This is a genomic window from Acetobacter sp. DsW_063 (assembly GCF_002153745.1).
Classification (GTDB): Bacteria; Pseudomonadota; Alphaproteobacteria; order Acetobacterales; family Acetobacteraceae; genus Acetobacter.
Map to the genome: position 1 here is coordinate 19,233 of NZ_JOPL01000042.1, position 17,067 is coordinate 36,299.

Annotated in this window: 20 protein-coding genes; 14 read left to right on the forward strand and 6 right to left on the reverse strand. The window is 62.4% G+C overall.

The features are described from left to right. Positions 1 to 41 precede the first annotated feature (41 nt). Positions 42 to 1,088, reverse strand: coding sequence for a rod shape-determining protein (locus tag HK28_RS07775; protein ID WP_026398028.1), 1,047 nt, complete (start codon positions 1,086 to 1,088; stop codon positions 42 to 44). 452 nt (positions 1,089 to 1,540) lie between these two features. On the opposite strand from HK28_RS07775, the gene HK28_RS07780 reads away from it, so the two are divergent. From HK28_RS07780 to HK28_RS07825, 10 genes are all read left to right on the forward strand, one after another. Next, a complete protein-coding gene (locus tag HK28_RS07780; protein WP_143217362.1) occupies positions 1,541 to 1,843 on the forward strand; it encodes a hypothetical protein in 303 nt (100 codons plus the stop codon). A 207-nt stretch (positions 1,844 to 2,050) separates the two neighbouring features. Beyond that, positions 2,051 to 2,467 carry a hypothetical protein gene (locus tag HK28_RS07785; RefSeq protein ID WP_143217361.1) on the forward strand — a complete coding sequence of 139 codons (417 nt, stop codon included), beginning with the start codon at positions 2,051 to 2,053 and terminating at the stop codon, positions 2,465 to 2,467. A gap of 162 nt (positions 2,468 to 2,629) precedes the next feature. Further along, positions 2,630 to 3,229 (forward strand): 50S ribosomal protein L25/general stress protein Ctc, encoded by a 600-nt coding sequence (locus tag HK28_RS07790; RefSeq protein ID WP_086644036.1) that lies wholly within the window; start codon positions 2,630 to 2,632, stop codon positions 3,227 to 3,229. A 179-nt stretch (positions 3,230 to 3,408) separates the two neighbouring features. After that, the gene (gene pth / locus HK28_RS07795; RefSeq protein ID WP_086644055.1) at positions 3,409 to 4,086 is read left to right on the forward strand and encodes an aminoacyl-tRNA hydrolase; all 678 of its coding nucleotides are present in this window, start codon (positions 3,409 to 3,411) and stop codon (positions 4,084 to 4,086) included. Next, positions 4,086 to 5,180, forward strand: a complete 1,095-nt coding sequence (gene ychF, locus HK28_RS07800) for a redox-regulated ATPase YchF (RefSeq protein WP_086644037.1) — start codon at positions 4,086 to 4,088, stop codon at positions 5,178 to 5,180. The genes pth and ychF overlap by 1 nt, the downstream gene beginning before the upstream one ends. 92 nt (positions 5,181 to 5,272) lie before the next feature. After that, on the forward strand, positions 5,273 to 6,544 hold the full coding sequence (locus HK28_RS07805) for a glutamate-5-semialdehyde dehydrogenase (RefSeq protein ID WP_086644038.1): 1,272 nt from the start codon (positions 5,273 to 5,275) through the stop codon (positions 6,542 to 6,544). Positions 6,545 to 6,570: 26 nt separating this feature from the next. Next, positions 6,571 to 7,221 (forward strand): nicotinate-nucleotide adenylyltransferase, encoded by a 651-nt coding sequence (locus HK28_RS07810; RefSeq protein ID WP_086644039.1) that lies wholly within the window; start codon positions 6,571 to 6,573, stop codon positions 7,219 to 7,221. A gap of 147 nt (positions 7,222 to 7,368) precedes the next feature. Further along, the gene (gene rsfS, locus HK28_RS07815) at positions 7,369 to 7,932 is read left to right on the forward strand and encodes a ribosome silencing factor (RefSeq protein WP_086644040.1); all 564 of its coding nucleotides are present in this window, start codon (positions 7,369 to 7,371) and stop codon (positions 7,930 to 7,932) included. Between the two features lie 66 nt (positions 7,933 to 7,998). Next, entirely contained in the window at positions 7,999 to 8,466 is a 468-nt protein-coding gene (locus tag HK28_RS07820; protein ID WP_086644041.1) for a 23S rRNA (pseudouridine(1915)-N(3))-methyltransferase RlmH, read from the forward strand. Continuing rightward, positions 8,463 to 8,873, forward strand: a complete 411-nt coding sequence (locus tag HK28_RS07825; RefSeq protein WP_086644042.1) for a hypothetical protein — start codon at positions 8,463 to 8,465, stop codon at positions 8,871 to 8,873. The genes HK28_RS07820 and HK28_RS07825 overlap by 4 nt, the downstream gene beginning before the upstream one ends. On the opposite strand, the gene HK28_RS07830 is transcribed toward HK28_RS07825, so the two are convergent. The 5 genes from HK28_RS07830 to HK28_RS07850 all read right to left on the reverse strand — a co-directional run bounded on the left by HK28_RS07830 (position 8,830) and on the right by HK28_RS07850 (position 13,418). Beyond that, positions 8,830 to 9,786 (reverse strand): LysR family transcriptional regulator, encoded by a 957-nt coding sequence (locus HK28_RS07830; RefSeq protein ID WP_086644043.1) that lies wholly within the window; start codon positions 9,784 to 9,786, stop codon positions 8,830 to 8,832. The genes HK28_RS07825 and HK28_RS07830 overlap by 44 nt on opposite strands. Positions 9,787 to 10,079: 293 nt before the next feature. Further along, positions 10,080 to 10,793, reverse strand: a complete 714-nt coding sequence (locus HK28_RS07835; protein WP_233140421.1) for a CHAP domain-containing protein — start codon at positions 10,791 to 10,793, stop codon at positions 10,080 to 10,082. 401 nt (positions 10,794 to 11,194) lie between these two features. Further along, positions 11,195 to 11,545 (reverse strand): RidA family protein, encoded by a 351-nt coding sequence (locus HK28_RS07840; RefSeq protein WP_086644045.1) that lies wholly within the window; start codon positions 11,543 to 11,545, stop codon positions 11,195 to 11,197. 167 nt (positions 11,546 to 11,712) lie between these two features. Next, positions 11,713 to 12,354: an NTP transferase domain-containing protein gene (locus HK28_RS07845; protein ID WP_158093421.1), complete on the reverse strand. Its 642-nt coding sequence runs from the start codon at positions 12,352 to 12,354 to the stop codon at positions 11,713 to 11,715. Next, positions 12,351 to 13,418, reverse strand: a complete 1,068-nt coding sequence (locus tag HK28_RS07850) for an XdhC family protein (protein ID WP_086644047.1) — start codon at positions 13,416 to 13,418, stop codon at positions 12,351 to 12,353. Before HK28_RS07850 ends, HK28_RS07845 begins: the two co-directional genes overlap by 4 nt. A 170-nt stretch (positions 13,419 to 13,588) precedes the next feature. Between HK28_RS07850 and HK28_RS07855 the strand changes: the two genes are divergently transcribed. The 4 genes from HK28_RS07855 to HK28_RS07870 all read left to right on the forward strand — a co-directional run bounded on the left by HK28_RS07855 (position 13,589) and on the right by HK28_RS07870 (position 16,487). After that, positions 13,589 to 13,999, forward strand: a complete 411-nt coding sequence (locus HK28_RS07855; protein WP_086644048.1) for a host attachment protein — start codon at positions 13,589 to 13,591, stop codon at positions 13,997 to 13,999. 28 nt (positions 14,000 to 14,027) lie between these two features. Continuing rightward, entirely contained in the window at positions 14,028 to 14,696 is a 669-nt protein-coding gene (locus tag HK28_RS07860) for an MBL fold metallo-hydrolase (RefSeq protein ID WP_086644049.1), read from the forward strand. A gap of 130 nt (positions 14,697 to 14,826) precedes the next feature. Continuing rightward, positions 14,827 to 15,351 (forward strand): DUF192 domain-containing protein, encoded by a 525-nt coding sequence (locus HK28_RS07865; protein ID WP_086644050.1) that lies wholly within the window; start codon positions 14,827 to 14,829, stop codon positions 15,349 to 15,351. 152 nt (positions 15,352 to 15,503) lie between these two features. Continuing rightward, entirely contained in the window at positions 15,504 to 16,487 is a 984-nt protein-coding gene (locus tag HK28_RS07870; RefSeq protein ID WP_086644051.1) for an SDR family NAD(P)-dependent oxidoreductase, read from the forward strand. Positions 16,488 to 17,067: the final 580 nt, after the last annotated feature.

A 17,067-nucleotide genomic window follows, 5' to 3' on the forward strand; every position in this document is an offset into this window, starting at 1 on the left:
ATACTGACAGGTAGACGCCGAGGATGCATGACTATTTTTCGTTAATACATCGTCGTCAGAACGTCGCGCAGTCGCTTCATCTCTTCCAGAGCGCGTCCGGTTCCCAAAGCGACGCAGGACAGGGCGTCTTCTCCGACCGTAACAGGCAGTCCGGTCGACAGTCGCAAAACCTCGTCGAGGCGATAAAGCAGAGCGCCGCCGCCGGTAAGCACTATGCCCTTGTCGACGATGTCCGCGGCCAGCTCCGGCGGCGTGTTCTCAAGTGCCGTGTTGACTGCGTCGACGATCTGGGAAACCGGCTCCGCGAGGCTTTCAGCGATTTGCGCCTGCGAGACGATGACCTCTCTCGGGACGCCATTGATCAGGTCGCGCCCCTTGACGTGCTGCCAAGGGCCGGGGTCGTTCGGGTCGTCGGGCATCATTGCTGAGCCCAGGCTGATCTTGATCCGCTCGGCCGAGCTTTCGCCGATCAGCAGATTATGACTGCGGCGGATATAAGAGATAATGGCGTCGTCCATCTTGTCGCCGCCGACACGAACCGAACGCGCGTAGACAATCCCGCCAAGAGAGATCACGGCGACTTCGGTCGTGCCGCCGCCGATGTCGACGATCATGCTGCCGGACGGCTCCGTGACCGGAAGCCCGGCGCCGATGGCCGCAGCCATTGGCTCCTCGATCAGGAAAACCCGACGGGCGCCAGCGCTCTCGGCGCTTTCCTGAATCGCGCGCCGTTCAACGGCCGTCGATCCCGACGGCACGCAGATGATGACCTGCGGGCTTGCGAAAGCGCGACGATTGTGAACGCGCCGAATGAAATGCTTGATCATTTCCTCGGCGACTTCGAAATCGGCGATGACGCCGTCGCGCATTGGTCGAATGGCGGTGATGTTGCCCGGCGTACGCCCGACCATCAGCTTCGCTTCCTCACCGACCGCGAGCACCTGTTTCTTGCCGCGTGACTCCGCAATGGCGACGACCGAGGGCTCGTTAAGCACGATGCCGCGTCCCTTGACGTAAACCAGGGTGTTGGCGGTGCCGAGGTCGATGGCCATGTCGGCGGACATGAGACCCAGCAGGCGAGAGAACATTCACAACTCCTGGCCAGCGTGACGAGCGCGCAAGATTTAAGGCGCGCAAAAACAGCGCGTTTCGATCGCATGGCCCTGCCGGACGCAGCGATTGATCATTCGGTCCGGTCCGCAGGGGTGGTCCGAGGGCTTAGCGACGCAGCCTCCGGGCCGCAAGGGCCTAAGGAGAGAATCGCGCGTAGGAGAGATAATTCGTGAGCGCCCGCCACATTTCGGCCATCAGCCCGCCTTGAGGCGGCGCGGATCGAGGGTGATTCTTCTCGCCGGAACCGGAGTTGTGTGGCCGGACAGCATTCGTGGCGTCGTGAAGTCGCCACCAGAGAACCGTGGACTTCGGAAACCGTTTCTATGCGTGCCGGATACATAGCTCCGTAATGACGCCAACCTTCGAGGTTCTTTATGAGGTCATTGAAATGGCGGGGTCAGTTCTAAATAAAAAGAGAGATTACATGATGATTACGAACAAAACAGAAACGTCATCCGGATCGAAATTTGGGCGCCACTTGCGCCCGCTGCTCGCGGTCGGCCTGGTCTTCACCGCGCTTCTGGCAGGTTGCGGCGATCCGTACGATCCGGGCGCCCGCGCAGGGTCCGGAGCGCTTATCGGAGCTGGCGGCGGGGCCGCGATCGGTGCGATTGCGGGCGGCGGCCGTGGGGCTGCTATTGGCGCGCTGGCTGGTGGCGCCGTGGGCGCGGCTGGCGGCGCTGCGACGACGCCGAGCCGACCGAACTCGAACTATCGCAACGGGTACTGATCCACATTTAGTATAAGGTAACCTCGGCTCCATCCACGCGCCCTGTCAGGCTTGATCCGATATGGGTTTTGGTGGAGTCGAGCAAAACGGCGGTCCCGTATGTCGATTTGTAAGAGATGCGGTCCGTGGCGCCGGAGCGACTGGTCGCTGCTTTCCGGACGATGGGGCGGCCAGACGTTTTTCTCGATCTCATTCAGGTGATTGATCATGAAGTTACTGCAAAATGCATCGCTGATTGGAGGGATCGGGCTGATCACGTTGCTCGCGGGCTGCACCGATCCGTACAATCCGGGACAGCGGGCCCTCGGCGGCGGGCTGCTTGGCGGCGGCGCGGGCGCCGCGATCGGAGCGCTGGCTGGCGGAGGGCGGGGCGCCGCCATAGGGGCGCTGGCTGGCGGCGTTCTTGGCGCTGGAACGGGCGCGTTGACGACGCCTGCACGTGCTTCCGGCTATCGCGGCTATCCGCAGTCTCAACCGGGCTATTACCAGCCCAATCAGCAATATGGCTCATCTCCTCAGCAACAGGGCGGCTATCCTCAAGGTTACGGAGGGTATGGCTACCCTCAAGGATATTCGAATGCTGGTTATCCATCCGGCTACCAGAGTTACGGCGGCGGATACTGACGTTGCTTTAAACTGGTTGACGTCGGACGAGAGCCGAGGAGAACCGACGCCGCAGGAGGCTGCGTCACGGCGTGATTGCTTCTGCTCCGCTTTTCCGCTACACGACCCGCCTCGCGTCGGCACCCCTGGAGGCTGGCGTGTTTTCGTATTCGGGAGCTTAAAGTGGCTAAATTGACGACAATCGAGGCTTCGACGCGCGCGGAGGCTGGTAAGGGGGCGGCGCGCGCGACGAGGCGCGCCGGGCTGGTGCCCGCCGTTGTGTATGGCGCGAAGAAAGAGGCGACACTTATCGCCATCGATCCGCGCATCATCATGCGCGAGCTGAACAAGGCTGGCTGGCGTTCGCGTCTGTATGAAATCAAGGCCGGGGATGTGACGGAGCGCGGGCTTATGCGCGACATCCAGTTCCACCCGGTCACCGACGCGCCGCTGCATGTGGACTTCCAGCGTCTCGCCGCTGGCGAGAAGGTGCATGTGGAAGTGGTCGTGCACATCACGGGCGAAGACAAGGCTCCGGGCGTGAAGCGCGGCGGCGTGCTGAACGTCGTGCGTCACACGGTCGAAGTCTACGCCGATCCGGAGAACATCCCGGAGGCGTTCACCGTCGACATCTCGGCGCTGGACATCCACGACAACGTGCGCTGGGACGATCTGAAGGGCACGGAAGGCGTCACGCCGGTTCTGCAGTTGCCGAACTTTGTCATTGCGACCGTCGCTCCGCCAACGGTTGACGCGGAAGAGTCTGCGGCCGCCGAGGCCTGAGCGAAGATCTGAGGCAGGTTGCGACTGGGTCACCGGCCGCAACCGCTTCAGATTGTTGTTGCAAGAGCGCTTTTGCACGGTCGCGCTACTAAAGTCGATCGTGCTTCGCTCCAGGGAGGCCCGCGGACCACAGGCGGCTCGCCGCCTCCGGTTTCGGGACAAAAAACATGCTGCCGGCGATTCAGCTCTGGGTAGGACTCGGCAACCCCGAACCGTCCATGAGCCGCCAACGCCATAACATCGGCTTTATGGCCGTCGACGAGATCGCCTCGCGCTTCGGGTTCTCCCCGTGGCGGAAGCGGTTTCGTGGCGAAGTCGCGGAGGGTCGCGTAGGCGACGCCAAAGTGCTGTTGCTCAAGCCGATGACCTATATGAACGCATCGGGCGACAGCGTGCGGGAAGCCGCCACGTTTTATAAGATCTCTCCTGACGCGATATCCGTTTTTCATGATGAACTTGATCTCGCGCCGGGCAAGGTGCGTGTGAAGCGTGGCGGCGGCGCGGCGGGGCACAACGGCCTGCGTTCGACCGACCGACAGCTTGGCGCGCCCGATTACTGGCGCGTACGTCTTGGAATAGGTCACCCCGGTTCAAGGGAGCGTGTTCACGGCTGGGTGCTTGGCGATTTCGCGAAAGCCGAGCAGCCTGCGCTTGCGACGCTTCTCGAGGCTGTGGCGAACGCCGCGCCGCTTCTGGCAGGGGGCGAGCCGGAGCAGTTCATGACAAAGGTCGCGTTGCTGACTGGCGGCAAAACTGACGATCCGGCGGAGTCCGGTAAGACGAAACAAGGCACGATGAATCAGGGCAAGGCGGAACCCGGGCAAGACCGGGCGCGCAAGACAGGGATGAGGGACTGATGGGCTTCAACTGCGGTATCGTCGGGCTGCCCAATGTCGGCAAGTCCACGCTTTTCAATGCTTTGACGGCGACGGCGTCAGCTCAGGCGGCAAATTATCCGTTTTGCACGATCGAACCCAATGTTGGTCGCGTCGCAGTGCCGGATCCACGTCTGGACGCGCTGGCGAAGATCGGCAAATCGCAGAAAATCCTGCCGACCAGTCTTGAGTTCGTCGACATCGCGGGTCTTGTGCGCGGCGCCTCGCGCGGTGAAGGCCTGGGCAACCAGTTCCTCGCCAATATTCGTGAAGTCGACGCGATCATTCACGTTCTGCGTTGCTTCGAGGATGATGACGTGACGCACGTGGAGGGCGGAGTCGATCCGGTCCGCGACGCTGAGATCATCGAAACCGAACTGATGCTGGCGGACCTCGACTCGCTGGAGAAGCGTATTGTCGCCCTGCAAAAGAAGGCGCGCGGTAACGATCGGGAGGCTCAGGCGCAGGTCGCGCTGATGGAGCCGATGATCGAGGTTCTGCGCGAAGGTCGCCCTGCGCGAACGGCGATCCCGGCGGGGCAGGAGGCGGCTGCGTCGCGACTGCAGCTGATGACCACCAAGCCCGTGCTTTATGTCTGCAACGTCGAGGAAGCGTCGGCCGCGACGGGTAACGCGTTTTCCGCTGCGGTGCAGGCGCGCGCGGCAGCCGAGGGCGCTGCCTGCGTGATCGTCTCCGCCGCAATCGAGGCGGAGGTCAGTCAGCTCGGAGAGGAAGACCGCAAGGAGTTCCTCGATGGCCTCGGCCTGAGCGACAGCGGGCTCGACCGCGTGATCGCGGCGGGCTACGGCCTGCTCGGCCTTCGTACGTATTTTACGGTCGGCCCCAAGGAAACGAGGGCCTGGACAATCACCGCTGGCACGAAGGCTCCGCAGGCGGCCGCCGTCATCCATAACGATTTCGAGCGCGGCTTCATTGCGTGCGAGACAGTGGCCTATGACGACTATGTGAAATACAACGGTGAGGCAGGGGCCAAGGAAGCGGGCAAGATGCGCATCGAAGGCCGCGACTATGTGGTTCAGGACGGAGACGTGCTGCTGTTCCGCTTCAACGTTTAAGAGTTTGTCGAACGCGCCCCCTGTCACCGGGTGCGCATTGAAGATGTGGACGCGATGTGCGCCAAAAGTCAGGGAAGGATGGGGTTACCGGGATGAGCGCCAGCATGAAGGCGGAGACCAGCGAAACGAACGCGATCGCGGCGATGGCCCGCGAAGCGCGGCGCGCGGCCCGGGACCTGGCGCAAAGCCCAACTTCCGTGCGCGACAAGGCGTTGTGGGCGGCCTCCGCAGCGCTGCGCGAGCGCAAGGACGAAATCCTTGCGGCTAATGCCCGGGATCTGGAGACGTATTCCGGTACGGAGTCTTTTCGTGACCGTCTGATTCTTACGGAAGAGCGCATCGAGGCGATGGCGCGTGGTCTGGAGGACATGGCGGATCTGCCTGATCCTCTCGGGCGCGTGCTGGCCGAGTGGACGCGACCCAACGGCCTCAAGATTCGTCGGGTGGCGACGCCCGTAGGGGTGATCGGCGTCATCTATGAAAGCCGTCCGAATGTCGGCGCCGATGCGGCAGGGCTTGCGATCAAATCGGGTAACGCCATCATCCTGCGTGGCGGTTCAGAGAGTTTTTACAGCGCCGAGGCGATTCACGCCGCCATGGTCGAGGGGCTGCGCGCCGCCGGACTGCCGGAAGCGGCGGTGCAGGTCGCACCCAGCGCCGACCGTCGCCATGTCGCCGATATGATGAGCGCGGCGGGCCTGATAGACCTGCTGATCCCGCGCGGTGGCAAGTCTCTCGTCGAGCGTGTGCAGAACGAAGCCCGTGTGCCGGTGCTCGCACATGCTGAAGGTCTCTGTCACACCTACATTCACTCGGGCGCTGAATCGCAGATGGCGCGCAAAATTGTCGCCAACGCGAAGATGCGTCGCACAGGAATCTGTGGTTCGACCGAAACCCTCCTGATCGACGCGGCCATCGCGCCGTCGCTGCTGCCGCAGATTGTCGAAGACCTTTCGGCGCTTGGGTGTGATTTCCGTGCTGACGCCCGCGCGCGAGAGATCGTGCCCATGTTGCCAGCGGCGTCCGAGGCGGATTTTGCCACCGAATGGCTGGGAGCGATCCTGTCCATCGCCGTGGTCGACGGAGTCGACGCGGCGTTGGATCACATCGCCCATTATGGCAGCGCGCATACGGAATCCATCGTAACGGCTGACGAGGCCGCGGCCATGCGGTTCATGAACGGCGTCGATAGCGCCGTGGTGATGTGGAACGCCTCCACCCAGTTCTGCGACGGCGGGGAGTTCGGTTTCGGCGCCGAGATTGGCATCGCGACTGGACGAGTCCATGCGCGCGGCCCGGTCGGACTGGAGCAGTTGATGACCTATAAATACGAGGTCATCGGTACAGGCCAGGTTCGTTCCTGACGGACCGGCGCGTAAACGGCGCTGGCATGGGGTCGGGGGATGATAGCGCCCCGGTTCCATCGGCGTTTTCTGTTGATCGGTTGCCACGCTGGGGCGACGGACGGCGTCTTCGCGTCGGGCTGCTGGGTGGTTCGTTTAATCCGGCCCATGAAGGGCACGCGCAAATCGCGCACCGTGCGATCCGCGTCCTCGGACTTGATCAGGTCTGGCTCATGGTGTCGCCGGGCAACCCCCTGAAACCGACGCGCGGTATGGCGCCGCTGGCGGAGCGCCTCGCTTCGGCTCAGGCGCTGGTCGACTCGCCCGCGATCATCGCCACTGCCCTCGAGGCCAGGTTGGGAACGCGCTACGCGCTTGATACCGTCAGGCGTCTTCGCATCCGGTTTCCGCATGTGCGTTTCGTCTGGCTTATGGGCGCCGATGTGTTTGCAGAGCTTCCTCGCTGGAGCCGGTGGCGGGAGTTCGTGCGCAGCGTTCCCATCGCAGTGGCGCCGCGTCCGCACAGCAATGTGGCGGCGTTGCGCGGGCGAACGGCCTCCGTTTTGGCTCGATATCGGCTGCCCTCAGGGCAGGTAAGAACACTGGCTGAAAAAACCCCGCCAGTCTGGGCTTTTCTTCCCGGCCAGCAAAACGGTATATCGGCAACAGATCTGAGACGATCGCGAGCGTCGGTCTAGTGCGTCGCTCCGCCTCGTCCCGACTGCAGATTCTGCGATCAGGACGAGCCGGGGCGGCGGGCAGGCTGCTCGCAGTGGACGTTTTCCGGTTTCACGCCTTACCAGAGACGCCCTTAAACGGGCTACCGCCCGACAGGAGATACGGTCATCGCCAGGAAGCCTCCCGCTGATACGGAGCCGAAACGCCGTACGGCAGCAAAGCCCGCCGCAAAGACGGGAGCGCCCAAAGCGAGTGCCAAGCCGGTAGACGCGCGCCTCGCGGAAGCGGTCAAAGCACCCGGTTCGCCCCGCAAGAAGGCCGCCGCAGCTGGCCCGCGCAAGGATACGAAAAAACGTCCGCACGCGCCCGTTGAGGATCTTGAGCGGTACCTGAAGGTCATTGTCGACAGTATTGACGATGACAAGGGCGAGGATATCGTGGTCATCGACCTGACCGGTCGCGCGTCGTTCGCTGATCGTATGGTGATTGCAACCGGCCTTGCGGACCGTCAGATCAGCGCGATGTCCCAGCATATCGATCGCAAGCTGACTGAAGCTGGCTTGAAGCGCATTCTCGTCGAGGGCGCGAACGGTTCCGACTGGGTGCTGATCGACGCGGGCGACATTGTCATCCATCTCTTTAAGGCAGAGGCGCGCGAGCTTTACGGCCTTGAGCGCATGTGGGGCGCTGAGCTGGACGATCAGGACGACGGCGCAGTCACCACGCTGTAAGCGACGGTCAAGCCATCGCGCGCGAGGAAGCATGCGGAGCGGCGATGGCGCTGCGAGGAAAGGTTTATGCGGCTTATCGCCATCGGGCGCATGAAAGACGCGGCCGACAGAGCGCTCATGGAGCGATACCTGAAGCGCCTGACGCCGACGCTGGGTATTGTCGAGCTGCCTGATGGAAAAGGCTCGCCGGGCGAAATCAAGCGGCGTGAGGGCGAGGCGCTGCTTGCCGCCTTGCCTGATCGTGCGTTCGTCGTCGCGCTGGATCAGGATGGCAAGACGCCGGACAGCGAGGCGTTCTCGGATATGCTGTCGGGATGGCTGGAGCTTGGCCGTCCCCTCTGTTTTCTTATCGGAGGGGCCGAAGGACTCGACGCGCCGGTCTTAGCGCGGGCGGACGCGCTGCTGTCTTTTGGTCGCCTCACTTGGCCGCATATGCTGGTCCGGATCATGCTGGCCGAGCAGTTATATCGAGCGCGCGCCATCGCAGCAGGGCATCCTTACCACCGGGCCGGACGTCCCGGACGCAGGGCGTGAAGCCCGATTTGCGATCTGTCTGGCGCGTGTTGACGGCGCCGCGGCCGTTTGTTCCTGCAACGCGACGTTCTCCGCCTGTTACGCCCTGCCGCCCCTCGCGCGCCGCCATTGTGGGACTCGCCATGTTGATGGTGTTTGGGGTTATCGGACTTCTGGCGTCGCTTCCCCTGTTCTTTGTCAGCATTTTTCTGTGGGACGATCCGCCGGACAACGCCATTCCAATTTTGACCGGGATCGAAGTTCTGCTGATGGCCCTTCCGGTGTTGAGCCTGCTTGTCATTGTCGGCGTGGTCATGACGTTCCGAAATTATAGCCGGAAGGCGGTCATGTGGATGGCTATGGGTGTGGCGGCGTGGATCGGTTTCAGTGCGGTTCTGTTGTTTTTGTCTCCGTTTTGGAGCGCGTGACGTTTTCGTCCTGATGCTCTGCCCATTCTGCGCTCGCCTCACGCAATGCGGAGACGAAACGGCTGACCAGTGGCGAATGTTGTCCGCGCAGCACCGCGATGGCGAGGGCCGCCTTGGGGGCCGGTTCCTTGATTGGATGAAACGTCACGCCGCCTGCGTGAATCTGCGATAGCGATGCGGGCACGACGGACACGCCCAGTCCGGCGGCCACCAACGGCACCGTCGCCGCGATCTGCGGCGCCTGCTGGCCGAGGCGCGGCGTGAATCCCGCCTGCTGGCATGCGGCAAGAATTGCGTCGTGAAAACCGGGGCCCAGTTCGCGAGGGAAGATGATCAGCGGTTCGGACGCGATCATGGACAGCCCCACGGCGCCGGCGGCTGCATGAGCGTGGCCGCTTGGCAGAGCGACGACAGTCGGCTCGTCAAAGAGCGGATAGACGGCCAGTTGCGCGTCATTGGGTACAGGCGGCCGGACGATCGCGACGTCGACTCGTCGTTCATGCAACGCTTCCGACAAGGCAGGGGTGTTGCTCTCCTCGAAGGAGACGTCCGCCTCCGGCCATGCTTCGCGGAAGCGGCGGATAGTCAACGGAATGAGCGGCAGCAATGGCACGGCTCCGGCGAGCCCGACACGCAGTTGCCCCCGGTCGCCACGCGCGAGTCCTCGCGCTGTCGCTAGAAAATCCCACTGGAGATCCAGAACAGCCCGCGCCTGCGGTAGCAAAGCGGCGCCGATATCGGTGAGTTTGACGCCTCTTGTCAGGCGTTGAAACAAGGTGACGCCGAGTTCGTTCTCGAACTGCCGAATCTGTTGGCTGAGAGGCGGTTGTTCCATGCGCAAGGTTGCGGCGGCGCGGGTGAAGCTGCCGTGGTCCGCAACCGCGACGAAATATCGGAGATGGCGTAGCTCCATCGACAGTCCCTGGATGTGAGATTTCTGGCGTTCCGACGACGCCTCGGCCGAATAAAGGCTTAGCGAAACGCTTCAGCAGGTTATCTTGCCGGGAGTTGGTGTTGGTTCAAATGTCCGCGTTTGAGAGGCGGAAGAAACTTTGAACGCTCGGAATTCGGCAGTGGCGACGTTTTGACGGGACCTTAAACAGAACGGAGGATTTACTACGCAGCGACGAAGCGAGGGCTTATAAAAAAAGCGCGCTCTCCGCAGAGAGGCGCGCCCGGTAAGTCGCTGCGTGATTGGCGAAAACGTTAGTGATGAGCGCGCCGTGTGTGGTGCGCACGGCGACGCGTAGAATGCGCCACGTGTCGAGAGACATAGCCCTCTTCGATCGTGCCGGTTGTGTCGGTCGCTTCCGCATACTGCTCGACCGCGGCTCCGGCTGGAAGCTGCGCGGGTTCGGCGCTCGCAGTCATCATGTGCGGTGCGCTGGGAGCTTCGTTCTCGCCACGCGCATAAATGAAGCCATAGGTCGGGTAGATGGAGCCGAAAGTTCCCTCTCGGCCATTCAGCGCAACCCGTACCGCTGACCAATCATTGTCGGGCGACACGTCGACGACGGTGACATTGCGGCTGACACCGCTCTGGCCCCAATGGGACTGGTCAATGGTGATGACACGGCTGTTGGTCACGCCCGTGACAACGGCGACATGACCAAGAGGCATACGGCGAATCGGACGAAAGTTCAGCACGCTTCCGGGCTCAGGCGCTGATCCGCGAGCGTAGCGGCCTTCGGCGTTATACCACCAGTCGCGGGCGTTGCCGGAAAGATCGACGTCGGAGGCGGAGCGCGCGAAAGCGACGCACTGAATGACGTGGCCGCCACCGTAGTAATGCCGACCGCCGTGATAGCGCGCTGCGGCCAGTCTTGCGTGATGATAGCCATGGGAGACCGGGTGGCGGACATGAGCGTGCGCTCCGTCGGCCAGTCCGAAACACGTGACGAAAAACGAAAGGGCGGCCATGCGGAGACGAGACAGACCCAAGCAACCCATTCGCATACTCAAACGCCCCGCTTTCTTCCGTGCTGTTCTCCGTAGCAATTGCAATGCTGACCTGACAAGGTCACACGGCGGCGCAAAAACGCGGGAAGATGATTTTGTTCGTTTAACGTATGTTTGCGCGCGGAAATTAGGATTAAATTCCTAAATAAACAACAAAAATCAATGTTTCTCTGGTATTTACGGAATTATGGCGATTGACGTGGGGAGTCGCGTTGGTCGTCGGGTCGTATGATGAATTGTGGCGCGCACGCCACAATTACGCGCCCGGCTGGTTGCAAAGGCACAGGTCGGGGCAAGCTGCCATGTAACGCATGCTGATAGCCGTCGCGTCGTCGCGCAGGACGACGCGACGGCAGTGTTTCTTACTTCGTTGTGGTCAGCATGATTTCGACCAGCATGCGGGGGTCCGCCAGAACCGCCTGCACGCATGCGCGGGCCGGGGCGCCGCCTTCCGGAAGCCATGCGCTCCATACGCCGTTCAGGGCCTCGCGATCAGCGATGTCCTTCACCCAGATCTGGGCCTGCAGGATGCGGGTCTTGTCCGTGCCATGCTCTTCGAGGATCGCGTCGAGCTGGTCGAGGATGTCTTTGGTCTGGGCGGCGGCGTCCTGTGAAAGGTCGCGGGCGACGACGCCCTGCGTGAAGATGAAGCCGTGATACTCGACTGCCTTCGACAGGATGGCGTTGGGTTCGGTGCGGATAATTCTGCTCATGTCGGACTCCGATATATTCTCGTCCTGACGCGGGGCGTCGGCCGGACTCCGCTTACATTCCGGTCTGGCGCGGTCAGGTCAATCGCTAACCTTCGGGCCGTTCGTTGCGATTCATCGTTCGTCCCGTATTAGGTCGAACCATTCTTATGGTGACGCCGAGACGCAGATCATGTCAGTCGCGAAAAGGCTGCGAGCCGTTCCGGGGTATCGAAATCCGTCAGAACCGAGGCGCCGCCGACAACTCTAAGCAGTCTGTAACTATCGGACTCCGCCGCCAGAGCGTCGAGAATGGCGCGCCCTCCTGTATCGCCTTCCAGTCTGGACAACGCGTCGAATTGGCTAGAGGCCCAGAGCGTCGGATTGCCGCGCCGCCCCTCATGGACGGGGACGACGGCGTCCGCTCCGAAGCGACGGAAGGCGGTTATCAGGGCGTCCATGAGTTCGGATTGAACAAGAGGCATGTCTCCCAGACAGATCAACAGTCCGGCGGCGCCTTTATCGCGTGCGAATGCAACGCTGGCCCTTACGGACGCGGCCATGCCCTCCGCTGCGTCTTGCACTGTTCCGATGGACAACCGCGTGGGATGTAGATGCAAGCCCGAAAGCGCGGATGCGACGACAGAATCTCCGTCCGGGGCGACGAAGAGGCGAACGGCGTTGGCATTGCTGGCTACGACCCGTTCCACTGTCCGGCTGATCATGGCGCGCCCGAGAGCGTCTTGCGCCAGAAGTTTGTGTTGGCGGCCTGTTCGGGAGGATCGTCCCGCCGCGAGAATAGCGGCGACGATCTGTCCCTCCGGCGCAATCACCAGCCGGGTTCCAGACTAAGGCGCGCCCCTCGGCGGGTCGCGACGATGTCCGCCATGATCGACAGGGCGATCTCTTCCGCGCCGATTGCGCCGATCGCCAGACCCACCGGCCCGCGCAAGCGGTTCAGAGCGTCGTCAGGCACGCCGATCTCTGCGAGACGTTTCAGCCGTGAGCACTGCGTCGCCCGCGAGCCCAGAGCCCCGACATAGAAAGCTGGACTGACCAACGCCCGCGCCAACGCCGGATCGTCGAGTTTGGCGTCGTGCGTAAGTGTGACGACAGCCGTCGTGGGGTCGATATGCGCATTGTCGAGAGCGTCGTCTGGCCAGTCGGTGAGCAACGTCTGGCCGGGAAAGCGTTCCGGCGTCGCGAGTCCGGTGCGCGGGTCGATGACGGCTGTCGTGAATCCTGCCAGTCGAGCCATCGGGGCGAGGGCTTGTGCGATGTGCACGGCGCCGATGAGCAGCAACCTCGGCGGCGGCGCGATGGTCTGCAGGAACCATTCCGCGCCGGCAGCGTCCGTGACGCGGGCGCAAGCTGAACGCGGTGGTTCGATCAGGGCCTGCAGGATGTCGTCGGGCAGGCTATTCGGGTTCGATTCGTCGACGAGCGTCTGATGCGCGCCGTCGAGTTTGCGGGCGAGGCGCACCGGCCGCCTGTCGCGTAGCGCCGCAGCGATTGCTTCGAGGTCGGCGGCAGGAAAGGCGCCCTTTGCCAAGCCATCCGCCCCGATGGCCTGAACGAACACGTCCAGACGTCCGCCGCAGGCCAGCCCTACGCCCCACGCGGTCTCGTTGGACACGCCATACGTAAGTACGGCCGGAGGGGATCCGTTCATGATCTCCCGGGCGCGCGAAATCACGTCCGCCTCGACGCAGCCCCCGCTGACCGAGCCTTCGACGCGCCCGTCGCCGCATATAGTCATGACGCTGCCGACCGGTCGGGGCGAACTCCCCCATGTGCCGATGACCGTAGCGACTGCGGCGGGATGGCCGTCTTGCGTCCACTGCAGGGCGTGGAGCAGGGGATCGTTGGGCCAGGAGTTTGTCGAGGGATTGGGCATGAGATGACTGTATCAGCCGATACACGGTCCGCACACCGCTGGATTTGCGGAACCGCTCGCGCGTTTCGCAGGGGTTGTCGCACTACACGATTGGGTTTCCTATCCGCATACCCCGATACGCCGGGGCGGCGCGCGTCGCTTGTGGCGCGTTGTGATGAAGGACCGTGATCATGACGAACAGTTTTGACGGAGAGGTCGTTTATATCGTGGCGGACGGCGCGAAAGCGAAGCTGCTTCGGCACAAGGACGGGGCGTTTTCGGTGACCGAGACGCTTGACGCGCACAAGGTGGCTGGAACTCCTGGCGTAACGCCTCCCGGCGCGTCGCCTGCAGACAGGGCGAAGGACGCGTTCGCCCGCGTCGTGGCGGACCGCCTCAACGCGCTGGAGGCGCATGGCGGGGCCTTCGACGGTTTTGTTCTCGCGGCGCCGGCGGAGACGCTGCATGAGATCAGGGAACATCTTTCGAAGGCGGCTCAGGCGAAGATTTTGAAGACGCTGGTCAAGGATCTGGTCAACATTCCGGAAAGCCAGCTTGCTTCGCACTTCGATATCCCGGAAACCGGCTGGAAATCGGCCTGAACCGCAGGCGTCGACCGGGGGAGTATTCATGAGCGATCCGAAGCGTAGACTTGATGTCGAGGTCATTCCTGTGACGCCGTTGCGGCAGAACTGCTCGCTGGTCTGGGACGGGGAGACCCGGCACGCGCTCGTGATCGATCCGGGCGGAGACGAGGACGTCATTCTCGAGCGGGTCGCTGCGCATGATCTGACGGTCGAGGCGATATTGTTGACGCATGGACACCTTGATCATGCAGGCGGTGCGCATGCGCTTCGGGATGCGTTGACGAAACGGCAGGGCGCCCCGGTTCCGGTCATAGGGCCGGACAGGCGGGACGAGTTCCTTCTATCCAGCATTGAGGAGAACGCCGCGCGCTTCGGATTGTCCGGCATGATCAGCGTGGCGCCTGATCGGTACACGCAGGATGGCGATGTCCTGCCGCTTTTGGGGCGGAGCTACGAAGTGCTGCACGTGCCCGGACATACGCCGGGGCATGTGGTGTTCTTCGAACCGCAGGATCGTGTGCTTTTTGCGGGCGATACGCTCTTCAGGGGCACGATCGGGCGCACGGATTTTCCGTATGGCGACGGGCCGACGCTGGTGCAGGGCGTACGGACGAAAATTCTTCCGTTGGGCGACGACGTTCTGGTGCTGCCAGGGCACGGCGCGCCGACGACCGTCAGGGCTGAACGCGCGGAAAACCCGTTTCTGCAGTGAATCATTCAGCGCCGGTCTGGCGTGGCCTTTCCGGTCACGCCTTCCCTACGCGCCGGATGTCGGGATATGTCTGGTTTCCTAATTTCTGGCCTTACGCCGAGTTTCCGGCAGCATCAGGACGCGTGTCATAATGTCCCATCTTCGTCTGTCCCTGTTTTCCTCGCCATTCCGGGGGGTAGCCGTGCTCATTGGGGCGCTGGCGTTATCGGGACTGGCGGTCTCTGGGCAGGCTGCCGAGACTGGCGAACCCACTGAGGCCCAGCCGGAACTGCCCCGTCAGCCGCTGACGATCGTGTCGGCAAACGGACAGCACTTGTTCTCGGTCGAACTGGCGAAAACGCCGCGCCAGCAGCAGGTGGGCGAAATGTTCCGCCCGACCGTGCCGGCTGATCGCGGCATGTTGTTCGTCTGGCCGTATCCACAGCAAAGCGACATGTGGATGGAGAATACGCTGGCGTCTCTGGACATCGTGTTCATCGGCGCGGATCACCGCATTCAGGCGATCGCCGAGAACGCTGTGCCCAGAAGCCTCGCGCATATCAGCAGCCATGGCCCGGTCGTCGCTACGCTTGAGCTTCAGGGGGGCGTGACCGCCAAGGAAGGCATTTCCGTCGGCGACCGTATCGAGGCGGCTGCACTTGGCGGGAAATCGTAAAATATCATGAGGTTTTGCGCTCTGCCCACTGAGACCTGGCGACCCGCCGCCATGTTGGCGTTTGCAGGTTGCGCTTGCGTGCGCGGGCGGCCCGGGCCAAACGCGTCGGCTGACGTAGCGGCGAGTAAGCGGCGGAAGGGCGAGGTTCTTTAGTGACGATTCTGGTGACCGGCGCCGCCGGCTTCATTGGCGCTCATGTTTGTAAGGCGCTGCTTGCACGGGGCGTGCGTGTGGTCGGGGTCGATAACCTCAACGACTACTACGACCCGCAGTTGAAACGGCGTCGCCTTGCGCGATTGACCGAACATGACGGCTTCACGTTCCGCCAATGCGACATCGCTGAGCAGGAGACGTTTTCCTCCGATGTTCTTGGAAATCCGGAGGAATTTACGGAAATCCTTCATCTGGCGGCGCAGGCGGGCGTGCGGTACTCGATGGAGGACCCGTTCGCCTTCGTGAAAGCCAACATCCTTGGGCATGTGACGCTGCTTGAGTTTGCGCGTCGCCTCCCGAAGCTGCGGCATTTCGTCTACGCGTCTTCGTCTTCCGTCTACGGTCGGAACGAGGCCATGCCGTTTCGAGAGAGCGACAGGGTGGACCATCCGGGGTCATTCTACGCCGCCACGAAGCGAGCAGGCGAACTGGCTTCGGATTGTTATCAGTATCTGTATGGCATACCGCAGACTGGTCTGCGGTTCTTCACGGTCTATGGGCCGTGGGGGCGTCCGGATATGGCGTATTTCAAGTTCGCCGAGGCGATCATGCGCGGCGAGAGTCTGACGCTTTACGATGGTCCGGCTCTGGCGCGCGATTTCACCTATATTGACGATGTCGTTGACGCGGTGCTTGCGGTTCTGGAGGCTCCGCCGGACGGATGCGCCGCTCGGTTGCTGAACGTCGGCAACAGCCAGCCGACAGCGGTCCGGACCATGGTCAGCCTGCTGGAAGACTCCCTTGGGCGGAAGACGAATATTCAGGTCATGGATCGGCCGGCGGCCGATGTGGAATCGACCTGGGCGTCGATCGACAGGATACGGGACCTTGTTGGGTGGGAGCCCAAGACCGATCTGGCGGATGGAATTCGACGTTTCGCGTCATGGTTCATCGAGTATCGCGAAGCCGCCGGGCGGGGGTAAGATTCCCGTCTTTTGGGGATTTTTAGGCATGTTTGCCCGTTCCAAAATAAACCGGGTGTTTTGATTCGGTGAAGCATTTTGGCGCCCCGGCACGCCGTGTGCGCTGCGCCATGTGCCTCGTGTGCCTGAATTGGCTTTAATCTGCATCCAGTTGTGAGTCGCGTGCAGGTCTGGATGGACGAACGAATCGAAGGTCGCCGCATTCCAAAATTGAATCTCTCATAGTGACGGAAGAATGAGAACGCGCCGCGCCTGCGTCCGCCAGCTGCGCGTTCTCCGGCCATGGGCTTTGGCCAGCGCTTGCGAGTTTTTGCGCCTAAAGCGGGCCTCGGCGCGCCGAGGAGAAAATTCTTTCCTCGGCGAGCGAATTTTGCCCCACGAGAATCGGGCGTTTTGCGATTCGTGTTGGGTTTTTCGGCAGTTGTCAGCCGATTTTCAATCCTGAAACCGGCGCGTTGACAGCCCCATCCGAAATACGTAGAAACCGCCTCACCAAACGGCGCGGCCTTGAAAACGGAAGCGCCTCAAGCGGTCTTTGACAAGAGAATATGAGATAGAGAGGGATATGCTGACGGCGTTT